The 18,143-nt window shown below is 70.0% G+C and carries 16 protein-coding genes; 11 read left to right on the top strand and 5 right to left on the bottom strand.

Annotated features, from left to right (window positions below):
* Window positions 1-29: 29 nt before the first annotated feature.
* The 4 genes from ACYVGQ_RS01610 to ACYVGQ_RS01595 all read right to left on the bottom strand — a co-directional run bounded on the left by ACYVGQ_RS01610 (window position 30) and on the right by ACYVGQ_RS01595 (window position 4,220).
* Window positions 30-914: a carbohydrate ABC transporter permease gene (locus ACYVGQ_RS01610; RefSeq protein ID WP_460782749.1), complete on the bottom strand. Its 885-nt coding sequence runs from the start codon at window positions 912-914 to the stop codon at window positions 30-32.
* 7 nt (window positions 915-921) lie between these two features.
* Window positions 922-1,896: a carbohydrate ABC transporter permease gene (locus tag ACYVGQ_RS01605; protein WP_460782748.1), complete on the bottom strand. Its 975-nt coding sequence runs from the start codon at window positions 1,894-1,896 to the stop codon at window positions 922-924.
* A 500-nt stretch (window positions 1,897-2,396) separates the two neighbouring features.
* Window positions 2,397-3,167, bottom strand: coding sequence for an IclR family transcriptional regulator (locus tag ACYVGQ_RS01600; protein ID WP_460782747.1), 771 nt, complete (start codon window positions 3,165-3,167; stop codon window positions 2,397-2,399).
* Window positions 3,168-3,272: 105 nt separating this feature from the next.
* The gene (locus ACYVGQ_RS01595) at window positions 3,273-4,220 is read right to left on the bottom strand and encodes a LacI family DNA-binding transcriptional regulator (RefSeq protein ID WP_460782746.1); all 948 of its coding nucleotides are present in this window, start codon (window positions 4,218-4,220) and stop codon (window positions 3,273-3,275) included.
* A 166-nt stretch (window positions 4,221-4,386) separates the two neighbouring features.
* Here ACYVGQ_RS01595 and ACYVGQ_RS01590 point away from each other — a divergent pair, with 166 nt between their 5' ends.
* The 11 genes from ACYVGQ_RS01590 to ACYVGQ_RS01540 all read left to right on the top strand — a co-directional run bounded on the left by ACYVGQ_RS01590 (window position 4,387) and on the right by ACYVGQ_RS01540 (window position 16,962).
* Window positions 4,387-5,211, top strand: a complete 825-nt coding sequence (locus ACYVGQ_RS01590) for an ABC transporter permease (protein WP_460782744.1) — start codon at window positions 4,387-4,389, stop codon at window positions 5,209-5,211.
* Entirely contained in the window at window positions 5,208-6,005 is a 798-nt protein-coding gene (locus ACYVGQ_RS01585; protein ID WP_460782743.1) for an ABC transporter permease, read from the top strand. The genes ACYVGQ_RS01590 and ACYVGQ_RS01585 overlap by 4 nt, the downstream gene beginning before the upstream one ends.
* Complete coding sequence (locus ACYVGQ_RS01580) at window positions 6,002-6,997, top strand: ABC transporter ATP-binding protein (protein ID WP_460782741.1); 996 nt, start codon at window positions 6,002-6,004, stop codon at window positions 6,995-6,997. The genes ACYVGQ_RS01585 and ACYVGQ_RS01580 overlap by 4 nt, the downstream gene beginning before the upstream one ends.
* 22 nt (window positions 6,998-7,019) lie before the next feature.
* Complete coding sequence (locus ACYVGQ_RS01575; RefSeq protein ID WP_460782740.1) at window positions 7,020-8,099, top strand: extracellular solute-binding protein; 1,080 nt, start codon at window positions 7,020-7,022, stop codon at window positions 8,097-8,099.
* A complete protein-coding gene (locus ACYVGQ_RS01570) occupies window positions 8,096-9,220 on the top strand; it encodes an adenosine deaminase family protein (protein WP_460782739.1) in 1,125 nt (374 codons plus the stop codon). Before ACYVGQ_RS01575 ends, ACYVGQ_RS01570 begins: the two co-directional genes overlap by 4 nt.
* A 22-nt stretch (window positions 9,221-9,242) precedes the next feature.
* The gene (locus ACYVGQ_RS01565; RefSeq protein ID WP_460782738.1) at window positions 9,243-10,451 is read left to right on the top strand and encodes an ROK family transcriptional regulator; all 1,209 of its coding nucleotides are present in this window, start codon (window positions 9,243-9,245) and stop codon (window positions 10,449-10,451) included.
* Window positions 10,448-11,377: a polysaccharide deacetylase family protein gene (locus tag ACYVGQ_RS01560; protein WP_460782737.1), complete on the top strand. Its 930-nt coding sequence runs from the start codon at window positions 10,448-10,450 to the stop codon at window positions 11,375-11,377. Before ACYVGQ_RS01565 ends, ACYVGQ_RS01560 begins: the two co-directional genes overlap by 4 nt.
* Before the next feature lie 17 nt (window positions 11,378-11,394).
* On the top strand, window positions 11,395-12,729 hold the full coding sequence (locus ACYVGQ_RS01555) for an MFS transporter (RefSeq protein ID WP_460782736.1): 1,335 nt from the start codon (window positions 11,395-11,397) through the stop codon (window positions 12,727-12,729).
* A 260-nt stretch (window positions 12,730-12,989) separates the two neighbouring features.
* A complete protein-coding gene (locus tag ACYVGQ_RS01550; RefSeq protein ID WP_460782735.1) occupies window positions 12,990-14,378 on the top strand; it encodes an FAD-binding oxidoreductase in 1,389 nt (462 codons plus the stop codon).
* Window positions 14,375-14,800 (top strand): GlcG/HbpS family heme-binding protein, encoded by a 426-nt coding sequence (locus ACYVGQ_RS01545; RefSeq protein WP_460782734.1) that lies wholly within the window; start codon window positions 14,375-14,377, stop codon window positions 14,798-14,800. Before ACYVGQ_RS01550 ends, ACYVGQ_RS01545 begins: the two co-directional genes overlap by 4 nt.
* 2 nt (window positions 14,801-14,802) lie before the next feature.
* Window positions 14,803-16,962 carry a malate synthase G gene (locus ACYVGQ_RS01540; RefSeq protein WP_460782733.1) on the top strand — a complete coding sequence of 720 codons (2,160 nt, stop codon included), beginning with the start codon at window positions 14,803-14,805 and terminating at the stop codon, window positions 16,960-16,962.
* Window positions 16,963-17,096: 134 nt separating this feature from the next.
* Here ACYVGQ_RS01540 and galE read toward each other — a convergent pair whose 3' ends face one another.
* Window positions 17,097-18,077: a UDP-glucose 4-epimerase GalE gene (galE, locus tag ACYVGQ_RS01535; protein WP_460782732.1), complete on the bottom strand. Its 981-nt coding sequence runs from the start codon at window positions 18,075-18,077 to the stop codon at window positions 17,097-17,099.
* Window positions 18,078-18,143: the final 66 nt, after the last annotated feature.

Below are 18,143 nucleotides of genomic sequence, written 5' to 3'. Positions count from 1 at the left end.
CTTTCGTTGTGATTCGGGTGCGGGGTCTTTCAGCCCTTGAGCCCGGCGGTCGCGATGCCGTCGACGACCCGGCGCTGCGCGATGAGGAACACGAAGAACGTGGGCACGAGCGACAGCGCGGACATGGCGAGCAGCTGCCCATAGGAGGAGGAGCCGGTCGCATCCACGAACTGCCGCAGGGCGACGGGGACCGTGGCGCTCGTCGGGGTGGAGAGGTAGATCAGCTGGGAGAAGAAGTCGTTGTAGGTCCAGATGAACGTGAAGATCACGGTGGTGACGATCGCGGGCCCCGCCAGCGGCAGGATGATCTTCCCGAAGATCCGGAAGGGTCCGCATCCGTCCAGCGTCGCCGCCTCGTCGAGCGAGCGCGGGATGCCGCGGATGAACTGCACCATGAGGAACACGAAGAACGCATCGGTGGCGAGGAACTTCGGCACGATCAGCGGGAGGATCGTGTTGACCCAGTCCAGGTTGATGAACAGCACGTACTGCGGGATCAGCAGTGCATGCACGGGGAGCATCAGCGAGCCGATCATGATCGCGAACCAGAACCTCTTGCCGCCGAAGTCCAGCCGCGCGAACGCATAGGCGGTGAGGGAGCAGGCCATCACGTTGCCGACGACGGCGAGGACGCAGATCACGAGCGAGTTGACGTAGAAGCGCCCGAAGTCCGGATCGGTGGCCTCCCAGCCGTCGACGTAGTTCGAGAACACCCATTCCTGGGGGATCGGATTGATCGTCGAGAAGATCTCGAGCTCCGGCTTGAAGGAGCCTCCGAGCATCCAGAGCAGCGGATAGATCATGATGACGCTCGAGGCGATCAGGAGCAGGTGGAGCATCCATCGCGGACGACGTTCGCGGGAGCGCAGGACCTGCGCCTTCGGGGCGGGAGCGGAGTCGAGCTGTGCAGTCATGGCGTCCTCAGTCGTCGTAGTGAACCCAGAGCCTGGACATCAGGAAGTTGATGGCGGTGGCGACGCCGATGATGGCCAGGAGCACCCAGGCCAGAGCGGAGGCGTATCCCATCTGGAGGTTCTTGAAGCCCTGGAGATAGAGGTAGAGCGTGTAGAAGAGCGTCGAGTCGCTGGGGCCTCCGGTTCCGCCGCTCACCACGTAGGCGGGGGTGAACGCCTGGAACGCCTGGATCGTCTGCAGGACGACGTTGAAGAGGATGATCGGCGTGATCATGGGCAGCGTCACGTTCCTGAACCTCTGCCAGCGGCCCGCCCCGTCGACGGCCGCGGCGTCGTAGAGCTCCTCCGGGACCTGCTTGAGGCCGGCCAGGAAGATGACCATCGGCGAGCCGAACTGCCAGATGTTCAGCAGGACGAGCGTGTACAGCGCGGTGTCCGGATTGGAGATCCAGCTGATGCCCTGCACCCCGAACAGGCCGAGGATGGCGTTGACGACCCCGTCGCCCTGGAAGAGCTGGGTCCACACCACGGCGATCGCCACGCTGCCGCCGAGCAGCGAGGGGATGTAGTACGCCGAGCGGTACCAGGCGATGCCGCGGATCTTCCTGTTGAGCAGGATCGCGACGAGGAGTCCGAAGCCCAGCTGGAGCGGAACGGTCAGGACGACGTAGATGAGCGTCACACGGAGCGACTGCCAGAAGCGCGGGTCCTGGGTGAACATCCGCACGTAGTTGTCGATCCCCACCCAGTTGGGCGACTGGAGCAGGTTGAAGTCCGTGAAGGACAGGTAGAGCGAGCCGACGAGCGGGCCGGCGGTCAGAAGGGCGAACCCTGCGAGCCACGGGGCCATGAACAGATACCCGGCGCCGTGCTGACGGCGACGGCGGCGGCCGGTGCGGTGGTCGTCGACTCTGGCGCCGAACAGGGTGCGGCGCGGCGGGCCGCCGGGCAGGACGGCTGTGCGGGTATCGGTCGTCGTCATGCGCACCTCTTCGCGTCGTGCGACAGGTGACGGACATCGTTCGCAAGGAACATCCCGACCTCCTCGTCGGATCTCTGAGGGTATTTGAACCCGGGCATTGAAGCCCTTTTCTGGATGCGGGCAACCATACACGAAATCCGCACCATGGAAAAGCTTTTTCGAACTTGATGGATCAAGCGTGCTTCAGAGGCCGCGGGAAGCGGTCGGAATACGCCGGATCAGATGGTTTCTCCATGGTGGAGGAGCGGACAGAGGGTGGGATGCGGATATCCCACGTTCTGTGGACAACCCGTCTGCAGTGCTCGTTGTGGAGGGCAAGTCCAGATCGCACGAGGAGCAGTGCACGTCGATGGATGACGGCTCCACGCCGAGGACCGGTCAGGCCTGGGGATGAAGAGCCGGGGGCGCCGAGGCGGGCCGGGCCCTCCGGGCTCAGCCCTGGCGGGCAGGCCGGGATCGGTCCCGGCGGCGCGGGATTGCGCGGGTGCAGGCGACGGCGATCAGCTGCGCAGCCGAGGCGCCGTCCGGGGGTCCGAGGGACTCTGCAGCTGCCGCGCCGCCTCGAGCAGGGCGGGCACGATCGACTCGGCCGACTGCAGCGTGACGCGCGTGTCCGGACCGGAGACGGAGACGGCGGTGGGCGTGAAGGCGCCGGGCACCGCGACGGCGAAGCAGCGGACGCCGACCTCCTGCTCGCCCTCGTCGATCGAGTAGCCGCGCTCGCGGATCGCGGCGAGGTCGGCGAGGAGGTCCTGCTCGGTGAGGATCGTGGTGCTCGTGTACCGCGGCATGCCCGTGCGCCGGACGATCTCGACGACCCTGTCGTCCGGCAGCTGCGCCAGGAGGGCCTTCCCCACGCCGGTCGAGTGCGGGTGCACGCGGCGGCCGACCTCGGTGAACATCCGCATCTGATGGCGGGACGGCACCTGGGCGACGTAGGTGACCATGTCGCCGTCGAGGATCGCGAGGTTCGCGGTCTCCTGCGCGGAGTGCTCGAGGCGCTCCAGCGCCGGCCGCGCCCACGTCGCGAGCAGGCTGCTCGCCCGGTCGCCCAGCCGGACGAGTCCCGGCCCGAGCGCATAACGGCGGGACGGGAGCTGTCGCACGTATCCGAGCGAGACGAGAGTGCGCAGCAGTCGATGGATCGTGGGCAGCGCGAGGTCGATGGCGTCGGCGATCTCGCTGATGCCCGCCTCGCCGCCGAGATCGCCGAGCGTCTCGAGGAGGCCGAAGGCGCGCGCGACCGACTGCACGTTCCCGCTCTCGCTCATGCCGAACCCTTCCCGTCCACGATTCGGAAAGACTATCGCGCACGAGAGGGTGCTGCGGAACGGCCGGCGACGACCTGTCCCGCTCCCAGCGACGCCGCCGCCGGGTCAGCGGCCGGGGTCGAAGGCGACCTCGAGCCGGACGCGGCCGGCCTCCGCGCCTGGGTCGCCGAGACGGGCGAGGAGCATCTCCGCGGCGACGCGCCCGAGCTCGCGTCCGTCGACGTCGATCGCCGGCACGCCGCTCTGTCCCAGCGCGTCCACGATCGCGCGCTCCGAGCTGACCAGCGGGGGCCGGGCGGAGTCGGCGAGGTAGGCGAAGCGGATGCCGAGCCCGATCGCCGTCGCGTAGGGGACGACGGCGGTGGGCTCGTGGCGGCGCACCTCGGCGGCCGCATGCACCCCGGCGGCGAACGTCGACGGATAGGGACCGACGACGGCCACCTCGACCCCGGCGCGCCGGGCCGTCTCCTGCACGATGCGGGTCCGCTGGAGGTCCTGCCACGACCCCTCCGGGCCGCCGACGTAGACGATCCGGCGGTGCCCTTCCGACAGCAGGCTCTCGATGAGCGCGCCGAACGCGGCGGCCGTGTCGGCGACCACGGAGGCGATGCCCTCGATCTCGCGGTCCACCAGCACGGCGGGCGTGTCGCCGAGTGCGGAGCGGATCAGATCGTCCGTGCCTCGCGGCGCGACCACGATGAGGCCGTCGGTCTGCCGGCCGAGCCGGGCGAGCGGAGCGAGCTCGGCCGTGCTCTCGAAGGGGTAGACGACGACGGTGAGCTGGTGGCCGGAGGCGTCGGCCCGCGCCTGGGCCCCGGCGATGACGGGGCTGAAGTAGCTGTTGTCGAGCGTGGGGACGGCGAGGGCGAGGATCCCGCTGCGCCCGCCGGCCAGCAGCCGGGCCGCGTTGTTCACGACGAAGCCGAGCTTCTCGGCCGCCTCGTGCACGCGCTGCGCCGTGGCGGTCGAGACCATCTCAGGGCGGGAGAAGGCGCGGGAGGCCGTCGCCTTGGAGACTCCGGCGAGACGTGCCACATCCGCGATGGTCGTCATGCGATGCTCCCCTCTCCCCGCTCTGTGGCTATCCAACCACGATCGATGAAACCGGGTGCACCATTGTCGCCGGTCGAGGGTGTTTCAGCTTTGTAAACAAACGAGGCTCTGGTGTCGAGGGCAATTTGTAACCGGTTACACTGATCGAGTCGCCCGAGGAGATCGCATGAGAAGCAGAGCCACGCCAGCACTTCTGCTGCTGCCCGGTCTGGCGTTCCTGCTGATCGGGTTCCTCGTCCCCTCGCTCGCGATGCTCCTCGCGCCGCCGCGCACCGCGACGGCGGACATCTTCGTCCGCCTCTGGCAGATGCTCACCGATCCCTACGATCTGGCGATCATCGGCCGCACGCTGATCCTCGGACTGATCGTCACGGCGGTGTGCGTCATCCTCGGCTTCCCCATCGCCTACCTCCTCGCCCGTTCGACGTCGAAGTGGTCGGGGGTCTTCCTCGCGCTCGCCATCTTCCCGCTCCTGCTGAGCAACGTCGTGCGCACCTTCGGCTGGCTCGTGGTGCTCGGCTCCAACGGCGCCATCGGGCAGCTGCTGACCGGGCTCGGCATCGTCGACGAGGCGCCGCAGCTGCTGTACACGCCGCTGGCGATCGTGCTCGGGCTCACGCAGCTGTTCCTCCCGCTGGCCATCATCACCTCGTATTCGGCGGTGTCGCAGGTCGACGCCGGCCTGGACGACGCGGCGCGAGGGCTCGGCGCGAACCGCACGCGCACGTTCTGGGACATCGTCGTGCCGCTCTCGCTGCCGGGCATCGTCGTGGCGGCCACGCTGGTCTTCGCGGGCTCCGTCACCGCCTACACGACCCCCTATCTGCTCGGCGGCTCCGGCAACCGGATGCTGTCGACGCAGCTGTTCTCCTACTCCAGCGTCACCATCGACTGGGCGGCCGCGTCCGCGACGGCGCTGATCATGACCGTCCTCGTCTTCGCCGTCTCCGCGGTCTCCTCGTTCGTCGGGCGGAAGGGGGAGACCGCATGAGCGCCCGTCGACCGGTCGCGACCGCGCTCGCCGTCGCGGGCTACATCGTCATGATCGTCCCGATCCTCTTCGTCGTCGCGGTCGCGTTCACGGACGGCAGGACGCTGAAGTTCCCGCCGGAGGGCCTCTCGCTGAAATGGTTCGGCGCCGCGCTCGGGTACGAGCCGTTCATGGGATCGCTCGTCACCAGCGCCGAGATCGCGCTGCTCGCGACGGTGCTGGCCCTGCTGGTCGGCGTGCCGGCGACGCTGGCGATCCACCGCGGCCGGCTCCCCGGCAAGGGCGTGGTCGAGGCGCTCTTCCTCTCTCCGCTGATCGTCCCTGAGCTCGTCGTGGGGCTGGCGCTGTTCCAGCAGCTGATCGTGACCTTCCGGATCGACAACTGGCCGGTGCTGCTCATCGGTCACACCGCTCTGCTCCTGCCCTACGCGGTGCGGGTCACCGGTGCGGCGGTCGCGGGCGCGGACCCCGCGCTGGAGGAGGCGGCGCGGGGCCTCGGCGCCTCGCCGTGGCGCGCCTTCTGGACGATCACGCTGCCGATCCTGCGACCGGGCATCTTCTCCGCCGCCCTGCTGAGCTTCATCACCTCGTTCAACAACGTACCGCTGTCGCTGCTCCTGCAGAGCCGCACGACACAGACCCTGCCGGTGACGATGCTCGACTACGTGCAGCAGAGCTACGACCCCATGGTCGCCGCCACCTCGACCCTCATCCTCGCCGCCACCGTCGTCATCGCCGTCATCGCGGAGAAGACGGTCGGCTTCGCCAAGATCTTCGGAGGCATAGGCAGATGAACGCCGCAGCCCAGTTCCTCTCGGTCAGCCAGGTCTTCGGCGACTTCATCGCCGTCGACGACATCGACCTCAGCATCCCGGCCGGCCGGCTCACGACGCTCCTCGGACCCTCGGGGTGCGGCAAGACGACGACGCTGCGGATGCTGGCGGGCTACACCAGGCCCACCAGCGGACGGATCCTCATCGACGGCGAGGACGCCACGACGGCCCCGCCGGAGAAGCGCGGGCTCGGGATGGTCTTCCAGTCGTACGCGCTGTTCCCGCACATGACCGTCGCCGACAACGTCGGGTATGGACTCAAGCTGCGCGGCGTCACGAGAGCCGAGCGTCAGGCCCGCGTCGCGGAGAGCCTGGAGCTCGTCGGGCTGGGGCATCTCGCTGAGCGCAAACCGCGTGCGCTCTCCGGCGGTCAGCAGCAGCGCGTCGCGCTCGCGAGGGCGATCGCGATCCGCCCCCGGCTGCTGCTGCTCGACGAGCCGCTGTCGAACCTCGATGCGCGGCTGCGGGTGCAGATGCGCGCCGAGATCCGCCGCATCCAGCACGAGACCGGTCTCACGGTCGTCCTCGTCACGCACGATCAGGACGAGGCGCTGGAGATGAGCGACGAGATGGTGCTCATGCGCTCGGGGCGGATCATGCAGCAGGGGGCGCCGTCCGAGGTCTTCGGCGCCCCGGCGAACCGGTTCGTCGCGGACTTCCTCGGATACGAGAACTTCGTGCGGACCGCCGCGGGACTCGTGACGGTGCGTCCGGAGCACCTCGCCGTACGGCAGGAGCCGGATGCCGGGTCCGCCGCGCTCTCCCTGCCCGGCACGGTGACGGATGTCGCCTACCGCGGCGTCGACCTGCTCATCACGGTCGAGGCCAGGGATGCATCCGGGCCGGTCACCCTTCTCTCCGACGTGCGCGCCGACGGCGCGCCGCAGCTCGCCGTCGGCGAGGCGGTCACCGTGACCGCCTCGGCCTCCCACCTCGTCGACCTCGTCGAATGATCCTCCCCGAAAGGACCCTGTCATGCTGAACCGTCCCTCTCGCCTCATCGTCGTCGCGGCGGGCGCCGCGGCGACCGCCGCGGTCATCGCCGGCTGCTCGTCGCCGGCATCCGACCCGGACTCCGGCTCCTCCGACGTGCTCGTGGTGAGCACCTTCCCGTTCGGCGTCGAGCAGCTGCAGGAGGCCGTGATCGATCCGTTCACCGAGGCCACCGGCATCGAGGTCCAGGTCGACACCGGGTCCAACGCCGACCGCCTCTCGCAGCTGCAGCTCACGGACGGCGTCGACCCCGGCGTCGACGTCATGCTCATCAGCGACTACTACGCGGCTCTCGGCCAGGAGGACGATCTGTTCCAGCAGGTCGATGACTCCGCCATCGCGAACCTCGACCAGATCGCGGACTTCGCCACGGAGGACGCCTACTTCGGCCCGGCGTACAGCTATCAGCTCAACGGCACCCTGTACCGCACCGACGAGCTGGACGCCGAGGAGGCCGCGAGCTGGGATCTCTACGGCGATCCGGCCTATGCGGGCGAGCTCGCGCTGCCGGACATCTCGGTGACGGCCGGTCAGCTGACGATCAGCGGAGTGGCGGACGCGTTCGGCGACGGTCCGTACGACGTCGACGCCGCGTTCGGCACGATGGGGGAGTGGGCTCCGGGCATCCTGCAGTTCTACAGCTCCTCGACCGAGGTGACCAACCTCATCACCCAGGGCGAGATCGTCGCCGCCGACTCGCTCAACGGCTTCGCGACCGACCTCATCTCCTCCGGCGAGCCGGTCGCCTGGACCGCACCGTCGGAGGGCGCGTACATGGCCACCAACCGGGCGATGATCCCGACCGGAGCGGCCAACGTCGAGGCCGCGGAGAAGTTCATCGACTATCTGCTCGGCGTCGAGGCGCAGACCGCGTCCGCCGCCCTCGTCGGCGACCTGCCCGTCAACCCGGCCGCGGAGATCCCCGAGGACATCCGCGCCGTCGTCGGGGACATCGCCGACGACCCGATCGCCGCAGGCTACGCCACCCTCGACCCCGCGGAGCTGGTCCCGACCCGCAGCGAGTGGGTGGATCGCTTCGCCCGCGAGGTGACGGCCCGGTGAGCGCAGCGGTCTCGGACGAGTGGATCCGCGACCTCCCGAAGGTCGACCTGCACTGCCACCTGATCGGCACCGTGCGCGCATCCACCTTCGCCGAGCTCGCCCGTCGTTCGGGGCTCGAGCTCCCGGACGAGCCGGAGCGGATCTTCGCCGACATCAACTCGCTCCCCCCGGACCCCGCTCTGTACCGGAATACGGTCATCCCGGTGCCGCAGGGGCGGTCGGCGGACGAGCCGGAGGTCTCATACTCGCTGTTCCAGGCGTCCCGATGGGTCGTCGAGGCGCTGCGGGACGCCGACGACCTCACGCGCATCGTCTACGAGGCGTTCGAGGACGCGCATCGCGAGAGCAACGTGTGTCATCTCGAGCTGTTCTTCGACGACGTGCCCGCGCATCTCGCCGCGCTGGGATACACGGGCAGCGTCGAGGCCTATGCGGAGGGCATCCGGCTCGCGGAGCGCGACTTCGGCATGACGGGGCGGATGATCAAGGGCATCGACCGCTCCCGCAGCGGCGAGGAGGCGCTCGAGCGGGTGCGCGAGGTCGTGGACAACCCGAACGAGTACGTGGCGGGGATCGGGCTGGACAACCTGGAGACGGCGGGTCCGCCCGAGCGGTTCGCCGAGGCCTACCGGCTGGCCGGCGAGGCGGGGCTGAGGCGCACCGCGCACTCCTCGGAGCACGCGCCGAGCGCGCAGAACACCCTCACCTGCCTCGATCTGCTCGGCTGCGACCGGATCGATCACGGCTACTACGTCCTCGAGGATCCGGAGGTCGTCGCCCGTGTCCGCGACGAGGACGTCACCTTCACGGTCGGGTCGACCACTTCCCGGCGTTCCTGGCGACCGTGGCGACGGGCGTCCATCCGCGCCATGCTCGACGCCGGCCTCGGCGTCGTCCCCTGCTCGGACGATCCCGGGATGTTCCCGACGACGCTCTCGGCGGAGTACGGCATCCTCAACGACCGGATCGGCGCGACCCGCGCGCAGCTGAGCGCGATGGCGCTGCGTGCGGTGGAGTCGTCCTGGCTCCCGGATGCCGAGCGTGCCGCGTTGCGCTCGGAGGTGGCCGAAGCGCTGGTCGCCCTCGATGCGCGCGACGCGCCAGGAGGCGCGGAGGGCTGATCGCGACCGAGTGTGACACAATGTGTCGAGAAGTACGACATTTTGTGTCATACTGAGCCCAGACGATGCACGAGGAAGCGACGTGACACGACCTCCAGCCGGTCCGCAGACCCTGCTGCGGACCTTGAACGCGAGAGCGATCCTGGAAGCGCTGGCACGCCGCGGGCCCCTGACTCGCGCGGAGTTGATGGGTGAGACCGGGTTGTCTCGGACCGCTGTGACGCAGGTCCTCAGGATGCTCGAGGCTGGGGAGGCCGTGGCGTCCGCTGGGGTGGACCGTGCGACGCACGGACCGGCGGCGACCCGGGTCTCGCTCGAACCGTCGCTCGGATGCGCGGCCGCGGTGCACATCGATCATCATTCGGTGCACATCGCCGTCGTGGACTCGACCGGAGCCGTTCGAGCCGAGCGGCAGGACTCCTTCGCCCCCGCGGAGGATCTGGACGACCGGGTCGGCCGCATCGTCGGCCTCATCTCGGCATTGCTGACCGCGGCGCGCGCCCCCCTGCGCGCCGCGGTCGTCGGCGTTCCTGGCATCGTCTCGCGCGACGGATCCATCCGCGACGACGCCGGCCCTGACGGCGGCGCCTTCCGCTCGGCGCTGTCCGCAGCGCTGGGCTGCGAGGTCCGACTCGAGAACGACGTCAACCTCGCCGCCGTCGCCGAGCTCAGCGGCGAGACCGCCGCAGGGCTCGACAGCTTCGCCCTCCTCGCGCTGGACGACGGATTCGGCGCGGGCATCGTCCTCGACGGGATGCTTCACCGCGGCGCCTCCGGCATCGCCGGCGAGGTCCAGTACCTTCCGCAGACGCCGCTTCCGGTCGGGGCTCCGGTGCTGAACGATCTCGTGGTCGCCGACCTCGCCCTGACGCAGGGGCGGGATCCCTCGCTGAGCACGGTGGCGCATCTGGACGCCGCCGCGGACGGCGACCCCGCCGCGCAGCGGATGGTCGCGGAGATGGCGAACCGCATCGTGCTCATCGCCGGGAGCGTCACCCTCGTGCTGGACCCCGCCGCCTTCATCCTCGCCGGCGACGCCGCCCACCCCGCGCTCGTCGACGCCGTGCACCGCGCCGCCGAGGCCTACGCGCATCTGCTGCCGATCGTCTTCCGCGTGTCCGCCTTCGGCAAGGAGGCCACCATCATCGGCGCGATCGGCGAGGCCACCGCCGTGCTCCGCGAGACGCTCTTCCACGAGATCCTCGCCACCCCCGAGGGAAGGCTCCCATGACCGCACCGTCCGACCTCGTCGCGCGTCTCGGGCTCCCCGCCGACGCGAGGGCGATCATCCTCAACGCCGACGACTTCGGCATGTGCCACGCGGCGAACACGGCCGTCACGGAGCTCCTCGTCTCCGGGCACCTGGACTCCACGACACTGATGGTGCCGTGCCCGTGGGCGCCGGAGGCGCTCGCCTTCGCCCGCGCGCACCGCCATCTCGACATCGGGGTGCATCTCGTGCTCACGAGCGAGTGGACCCGCTATCGCTGGCGGCCGCTCACCGGCATCCGCTCCTCCCTCGTCGACGACGACGGCTTCTTCCCGACGACGAGTCTCGCCGTCGAGCAGCAGGCTGACGCTGCGGACGTCGCCGCCGAGCTCGCTGCGCAGCTCGAGGCGGCGCTCGCCGCGGGCGCCGACGTCACCCATCTCGACAACCACATGGGATCGGTATACGGCCTGGAGGCCGGACGGGACTTCCTCGGCGAGGTGTTCGCCCTCGCGGCCGCGAACGGTCTGCCGTTCCGCCTGCCCCGCGTCGTCGACGGCTCCGGCATCGACGACGCTCTGCAGCCGGTCCTGGATCGGATGACGGCGGCGGCGGACGCCGCGGGCGTGGTGATCCTCGACCGGCTGTGGACGCATCCCTTCCCGCTCGGCGAGGAGGGCACCGCGGCGGAGGAGACGTACGAGCAGATGCGCGAAGCGTTCCTGGCTCTGCTCCGGGCCGTCCCCGCCGGGGTCACGGAGATCTACCTGCATCCCATGGCGGACGACGCCGAGCTCCGTGCCGCCGTCGACTTCAGCGCGGCGAAGAGGGGCTACGAACGGCGGTTGCTCACCGATCCGCTCGTCGCCGCTACGATCGCCGAGGAGGGACTCGTCCGCGTCGGCTGGCGTGCCCTGCGCGACGTCCAGCGCGGCGGGAGCCGCTGACCCGAGGAGAGCACGCGATGAGTCTGGTCACCCGCATCCGAGACCGTCGCCTCGCCTCGGCTCCGAGCAGGGCGCAGACCGTCGCCTTCGGCGCCTCGGGGTTCCCCGCCCAGCTGATGGCGCAGACCTTCTCGGCTTTCGTCGTCTACTTCTACGTCGACCATCTCGGTGTCGACGCGTCCTGGATCGCCGCGGCGATGATCGCGCACGGCATCCTGAACGCGGTGCTGAACCCGATCGTCGGCGCGCTGTCCGACCGCATCCGCACGCCGTGGGGGCGGCGCATCCCCTGGATCGGCGTCGGGATCGTGCCCCTCGTGGTCGCCTTCGCGCTGGTGTGGATGCCGCCGGCGCTCCCCGTCGGCGGGCTGATCGCCTGGTTCCTCATCGTCGTCGCGGTGTACGACGTCGCCTACGTCGTCGTGGTGCTGAACATCTCGGCGCTGTTCCCCGAGATCTTCCGGACCACCGAGGAGCGCGCCAGGGGCAACGTCCCGCGACAGATCTTCGCGATCGTCGGCATGGTGCTCGGCACGGCGGGGGCGCCGCTGCTCTACGGCGGCATCGGCTGGCCCGGCATGGCCATCGCCCTCGGATTCGTCTGCCTCGTGATGCTGGCGTGGTCCTTCGCCGGCGGCATGGTCGAGCGGACGGGCGAGCCCGCAGAGAACGCGGAGGAGATGACCTGGGGGGCCCAGCTGCGCTACACCTTCGGCAACCGCGCCTTCGTCCCCTATGTGCTCGGGTCGCTGTTCGTGCAGTCCGCGATCGCCGTGATCCTCGCCGCGACCCCGTTCTACGTCCGCTACTCGCTGCACGCGGAGGAGGGCGAGGGAAGCCTGCTGCTGGGGGCGACCTTCGTGACCGCGATCCCGGCCATCATCCTGTGGAGCGGTGTCGTGCGCCGCACCAGCCCCCGCACGGCTCTGCTGTGGGCGGTCGGGGCGTTCGGGATCGCCGTGCTCGGCTACCTGCTGCCGAGCGGGACCCTCGCCGCCGCGCTCGTCGCCGTCGGGGTGGGAGTCGGGGTGGGCGGCCTGCTGCAGCTGCTCGAGGTCGTGCTGGCGCAGATCATCGACGAGGACGCCGTCCGCACCGGCCGGCGCCGGGAGGGCGTCTACTTCGGCGTGAACGGGTTCGTGGTGCGCGGCTCGGTCGTGATCCAGGCGCTCGTCGCGGCCTGGGTGCTGAACGCCGCGGGCTACGACGCCGCCCTGGAGGACGCGCAGCCCGCCACGGTGGACGGCGGCATCCGCCTCATGCTCGCCGTGATCCCGATGGCGCTCACGGCGTTGGCCTGGCTGTGCTTCTGGCTATACCCGATCCGCACGCGCGACCTGCCCGTCGTCTGACGCCTCCCCTCCGCGGGCGTGCCTCCGCGCTCTGTGGGAGAGCGTGTGCCGGAGATGCGATGCCGATCTGTGCCTCGGCTGCAGAGCGACCGGGCGCATTCCGTCGGAGGGGAGCGCATGCGCTCGGCGCGTCGATCGCGTCGTCGCCTGCGGAAGCGCGGGCCGCCTTTCGGAGCAGTTTTTCTATTGAATGGAAACACTTTTTCGTTTCGATGGTACTCTCGGCAGAGGTCTCGCCCCATCAGGACGGAGGCAGTGCGATGACGACACTCTTCCTCGATGCGCTCTCGGACGCGCTCCCCGCCGGCTCGGTCATCACCGACCCGGCATCTATGGACGCCTATCGATGGGATCGTGCGAACGACCCCGGCGCGGGCGCACCCGTCGCCGTCGTTCGGGCGACCTCGACCGAAGACGTCCAGGCGGTGGTCAGGGCGGCCGCCGCCGCGAAGATCCCCGTGATCCCCCGCGGCGCGGGCTCCGGCCTCTCCGGCGGCAGCTCCGCCGTCGACGGCGCCGTCATCGTCTCCCTCGACCGGATGCGGGAGATCCGGGTCGACCCGTCAACGAGGATGGCCGTGGTCCAGCCCGGCGCCTTCAACGCCGAGGTCAAGAAGGCGGCGGCCGCGCACGGTCTCTGGTACCCGCCGGACCCCTCCTCCTACGAGTTCTGCTCGATCGGGGGGAACGTCGCCACGAACGCCGGCGGGCTGTGCTGCGTGAAGTACGGCGTCACGACCGACTACGTGCTGGGCCTGACCGTCGTCCTCGCAGACGGCCGCGCCGTGAAGCTCGGCGGCCCCCGCCTCAAGGACGTCGCCGGTCTCTCCCTCACCAAGCTCTTCGTGGGCAGCGAGGGGACGCTGGGCGTCATCACCGAGATCACCCTGCGCCTCATCCCCGCGCAGCTGCCGCCCACGACCCTGGTGGCCAGCTTCCCGACCCTCGCCGGGGCGACGCAGACTGTGCTCGACATCTCGCGGGAGATGCGCCCGTCGATGCTGGAGTTCATGGACCGTGCGACGATCAACGCCGTCGAGGACGAGACGCGGATGGGCCTGGACCGCGACGCCGAGGGGATGCTCGTGATCCAGTCCGACGAGCCGGGCGAGCACGCGAAGGCGCAGGCGGCGCGCATCGAGGAGATCTGCGAGGCGAACGGCGCCACCGAGTGCTACGCCACCGACGATCCCGACGAGGGCGAGGCCTTCGTGACGGCCCGGCGCATCGCGATCCCCGCCGTCGAGAAGAAGGGCGCCCTGCTGCTGGAGGACGTCGGCGTCCCGCTGCCCCGCCTTGGCGACCTCGTGTCCGGGATCGCGCGGATCTCGCGCGACCGCGAGGTGACCATCGCCGTCATCGCCCATGCCGGCGACGGCAACACGCATCCGCTGATCGTGCTGGATCCGGCGGATGCCGATCAGCGGGCCCGCGCCGATCTCGCCTATGGCGAGGTGATGGACCTCGCCATCGCCCTCGGCGGCACCATCACCGGCGAGCACGGCGTCGGCCGGCTCAAGAAGGCCTGGCTGCCCGGATATCTCGGTGAAGACGTGATGGAGCTCAACCATCGCATCAAGGCCGCCCTCGATCCCGACGACATCCTCAACCCCGGCGCTGTGTTCGCCGACGACTGGAGAAAACGATGAGCACGTACCGTTCCGTTCCCGCCGTGAGCTGGGAGACCGCCGCCCGCGCGGTCGCCCTGGGCATCGATCATGCCGCGGATGCGGGGGTCAAGGCGGTCGTCACCGTGATGGATCCCGGACTCGTCCTCGTCGCGGTCGGCCGTGCGGACGGCGCCCCGCCGCACAGCGTCGAGACCAGCCGACGCAAGGCGAGCACCGCCGCTTCGACCCGCAAGCCCTCGGCGGCGATCCCGCCGGAGAACGTGACCCTCCTGGAACACGGCACGGGCGGCATCCTCACCGGCATCAAGGGCGGAGTGCCGCTCTTCTTCGACGGCGTCTTCGTCGGCGGGCTCGGAGTCGCAGGCGGGACTCCGGACCAGGACGCGGTGATCGCCGCCGCCACGCTGGCGGCGCTGGGCGCGGACGAGATCGAGGCGTGACGATGAGCGAGTACCGATCCCGCGCCGGTCTGCAGGTCGCCGATCCCCTGGCCGCGTTCGTGGAGGAGGAGGCGCTGCCCGGCTCCGGGATCGAAGCCGACGTCTTCTGGGCCGGCCTCGCCGGCATCCTCCGGGACCTGACGCCCCGCAACGTCGAGCTTCTCGCCGAGCGTGACCGCCTGCAGAGCGCGATCGACGACTACCACAGGGCGAACCCGGGGATCCCGGACGCTGTGGACTACCGGTCCTTCCTCACCGGGATCGGCTATCTCGTGCCGCCGGTCCAGGCGCAGATCACGACGGCGGACGTCGATGCCGAGATCGCCGCGCAGGCGGGGCCGCAGCTCGTGGTGCCGCTGCTGAACGCCCGATTCGCCGTGAACGCGGCCAATGCCCGCTGGAGCTCGCTGTACGACGCCCTCTACGGCACGGATGCGATCGACGAGAGCGGAGATCTCGCGCGCGGGGCGGACTACAACCCGGTCCGAGGAGCAGCCGTGATCGCCCGCGGCAGGGAGCTTCTCGACGAGGCCGCGCCGCTGATCTCCGGCTCCCATGCCGAAGCGGTCGCCTATCGCGTGAGCGACGGCGCGCTCGAGGTCGAACTGGCGTCCGGTGCGCGCACCGGACTGCGGGATGCGACCGCCTTCGCCGGCAGCACCGGCGCGCTCGAGGAGCCCACCGGCATCCTTCTCGTGCACCACGGCCTGCATCTCGACGTGCGGATCGACCGTGACGGCGCCATCGGCGCCACGGATGCCGCCGGCATCCAGGACATCGTGCTCGAGTCCGCCGTCACGACGATCATGGACCTCGAGGACTCGGTCGCCGCCGTGGACGCCGAGGACAAGACGCTGGGCTATCGCAACTGGCGCGAGCTCATGCGCGGAACCCTCTCCGAGACCGTGACCAAGGGCGGGCGCAGCTTCCTGCGCACCATGAATCCCGATCGCGAGTACGTCGCCCCCGACGGCTCCCCGCTGACGCTGCACGGCCGCTCGCTCCTGCTCGTGCGCAACGTCGGGCATCTGATGACGACGGATGCCGTGCTCAATCCCGAAGGTCGCGAGGTTCCGGAGGGCATCCTCGATGCGGCGATGACCGCACTCGGCGCCCTGCCTGACCTGCGCGGCGAGAGCAGAGGGAGCAACTCCCGCACCGGTTCGTTCTACATCGTCAAACCGAAGATGCACGGACCGGCCGAGGTCGCCTTCACGGCGGAGCTGTTCGGCCGCGTCGAGGAGCTTCTCGGTCTCACCGCTGCCACCATCAAGGTCGGCATCATGGACGAGGAGCGCCGCACCACGGTCAACCTCGAGACCTGCATCGCGGCAGCCCCGGAGCGCATCGTGTTCGTCAACACCGGGTTCCTCGACCGGACAGGCGATGACATCCACACCTCCCTGCACGCCGGACCGGTCGTCCCGAAGGGCGAGATGCGCTCGCAGCCGTTCATGACGGCGTACGAGCAGCGCAACGTCGACGTCGCGCTGCGGTCGGGATTCGCCGGCCGTGCGCAGATCGGCAAGGGCATGTGGGCCATGCCCGACCTCATGCACGACATGCTCGAGCAGAAGATCGCGCACGTCCGCTCCGGCGCGACGACGGCCTGGGTGCCGTCCCCGACGGCGGCGGCCCTGCACGCCCTGCACTATCACCGGGTGGATGCCTTCGCGGTCCAGCGGGAGAAGGCGCGAGAGCCGAGGGTGCCGATCGACGACATCCTCATCCCGCCGCTCGCCGTCGGCCCCATCCCCGACGAGGTGCGCCGGTTCGAGCTCGACAACGCCGCGCAGTCGATCCTCGGCTATGTCGTCCGCTGGGTCGATCAGGGGATCGGATGCTCGAAGGTGCCCGACATCCACGGCATCGCCCTGATGGAGGACCGTGCGACGCTGCGGATCTCCAGCCAGCTGCTCGCGAACTGGCTCACGCACGGTGTGATCTCCGAGGCGGAGGTCGACGACGCCCTGCAGCGGCTGTCGGCCGTCGTGGACGAGCAGAACGCCGCCGACCCCGCCTACGAGAAGCTCGTCGGTCCTGACGGTCCGGGCCTCGCGTACCAGGCCGCCCGCGAGCTCATCGTCGCTGGTGCGCGGCAGCCGAACGGCTACACCGAGCCGATCCTCCAACGCATCCGGCGGCAGAAGAAGGCGAGCTGACTGTTACGGCGCCGTCGCCGGCGAGGCGTCCTCTGCGGCGTGAAGCATCCTCTGCCTGACTCGGTCTCGTTCGCGAGGGGACGCCTCACTGGGCCGACGCGGTCTCGCGGGGCGGCGGAAGCCCCCGCGGGGCGTCAGGCGTCGGCGGCGCGACGCGCTTCCCACCCGGTGCGGACCATCTCGTCGACCGTGTAGCGCATCTTCCAGTCCAGGTCGCGGGCGGCGAGATCGCCGGCTGCGACGATCCGGTCGGGGTCGCCGGGGCGGCGGGGGCCGATCTCGGGGGTGAAGTCGATGCCGGTCACCCGGGCGACCGCATCCATGATCTGCCGTACGCTCAGGCCGTCGCCGGAGCCGAGGTTGTAGGCCGGCTCGATCGGCTCGCCGCCGGCCAGGCGCTTCGCGGCGGCGACGTGGGCTGCGGCGATGTCGCCGACGTGCACGTAGTCGCGTACGTTCGTGCCGTCGGGGGTGTCGTAGTCGTCGCCGAAGATCTTCGGCGTCTTCCCGGCCAGGAGCGCCTCGAAGACGATCGGGAAGAGGTTGTGCGGACTGACGTCGTACACCGCCGGATCGGCGGACCCGACGACGTTGAAGTACCGCAGCGAGGTGTGCCGCAGCGGCGTGTCGGAGGCCGCGGTCGCGGTCGCCTGATCGCGCAGCAGCCATTCGCCGATCAGCTTGGACTCGCCGTAGGGGCTGGCCGGCCTCTTCGCGGTGTCCTCCACGACGAGGGAGGCGTCCGGCGTGCCGAACACGGCCGCGGACGAGGAGAACACGATGTTGGCGACGCCCGCCGCTTCCATCGCCTCGAGGACGGCGCGCGTGCCCTCGACGTTCTGCGCGTAGGTATGCAGCGGGCGCTGCACAGAGACGCCGGCGTACTTGAAGCCGGCGACGTGGATGACGCCCTCCGCGTCGTGCTCGCGCAGAGTCCGCTCCACGAGCGGGCGGTCGAGGATCGTGCCCCTCACGAAGGGGACGCCGTCGGGGACGAACGAGGTCTGCCCGCTGGACACGTCGTCCAGTACGACGGGCGGGAGGCCGGCGGCCGAGAGTGCGCGCACGACGTGCGCTCCGATATAGCCGGCGCCGCCGGTGACGATCCAGGACATGCATTCCTCTCCTGCCGCCGACGCGGCTCGTTCTTCCATTCTTTCGCGAAACTGCGACACCACGCC

It is taken from the genome of Microbacterium tumbae (assembly GCF_054780175.1).
Note: the sequence above shows the minus strand (reverse complement) of the source record. Positions and strands in the feature narration are given on the sequence as shown.

Coding starts and splice junctions, on each gene's coding strand:
- ACYVGQ_RS01595 (WP_460782746.1), bottom strand. CDS start 4,220: ATGACGACCATCGCGGATGTGGCACGTCTCGCCGGAGTCTCCAAGGCG.
- ACYVGQ_RS01560 (WP_460782737.1), top strand. CDS start 10,448: ATGACCGCACCGTCCGACCTCGTCGCGCGTCTCGGGCTCCCCGCCGAC.
- ACYVGQ_RS01580 (WP_460782741.1), top strand. CDS start 6,002: ATGAACGCCGCAGCCCAGTTCCTCTCGGTCAGCCAGGTCTTCGGCGAC.
- ACYVGQ_RS01590 (WP_460782744.1), top strand. CDS start 4,387: ATGAGAAGCAGAGCCACGCCAGCACTTCTGCTGCTGCCCGGTCTGGCG.
- ACYVGQ_RS01545 (WP_460782734.1), top strand. CDS start 14,375: ATGAGCACGTACCGTTCCGTTCCCGCCGTGAGCTGGGAGACCGCCGCC.
- ACYVGQ_RS01550 (WP_460782735.1), top strand. CDS start 12,990: ATGACGACACTCTTCCTCGATGCGCTCTCGGACGCGCTCCCCGCCGGC.
- ACYVGQ_RS01600 (WP_460782747.1), bottom strand. CDS start 3,167: ATGAGCGAGAGCGGGAACGTGCAGTCGGTCGCGCGCGCCTTCGGCCTC.
- ACYVGQ_RS01575 (WP_460782740.1), top strand. CDS start 7,020: ATGCTGAACCGTCCCTCTCGCCTCATCGTCGTCGCGGCGGGCGCCGCG.
- ACYVGQ_RS01555 (WP_460782736.1), top strand. CDS start 11,395: ATGAGTCTGGTCACCCGCATCCGAGACCGTCGCCTCGCCTCGGCTCCG.
- ACYVGQ_RS01585 (WP_460782743.1), top strand. CDS start 5,208: ATGAGCGCCCGTCGACCGGTCGCGACCGCGCTCGCCGTCGCGGGCTAC.
- ACYVGQ_RS01605 (WP_460782748.1), bottom strand. CDS start 1,896: ATGACGACGACCGATACCCGCACAGCCGTCCTGCCCGGCGGCCCGCCG.
- ACYVGQ_RS01540 (WP_460782733.1), top strand. CDS start 14,803: ATGAGCGAGTACCGATCCCGCGCCGGTCTGCAGGTCGCCGATCCCCTG.
- galE (WP_460782732.1), bottom strand. CDS start 18,077: ATGTCCTGGATCGTCACCGGCGGCGCCGGCTATATCGGAGCGCACGTC.
- ACYVGQ_RS01610 (WP_460782749.1), bottom strand. CDS start 914: ATGACTGCACAGCTCGACTCCGCTCCCGCCCCGAAGGCGCAGGTCCTG.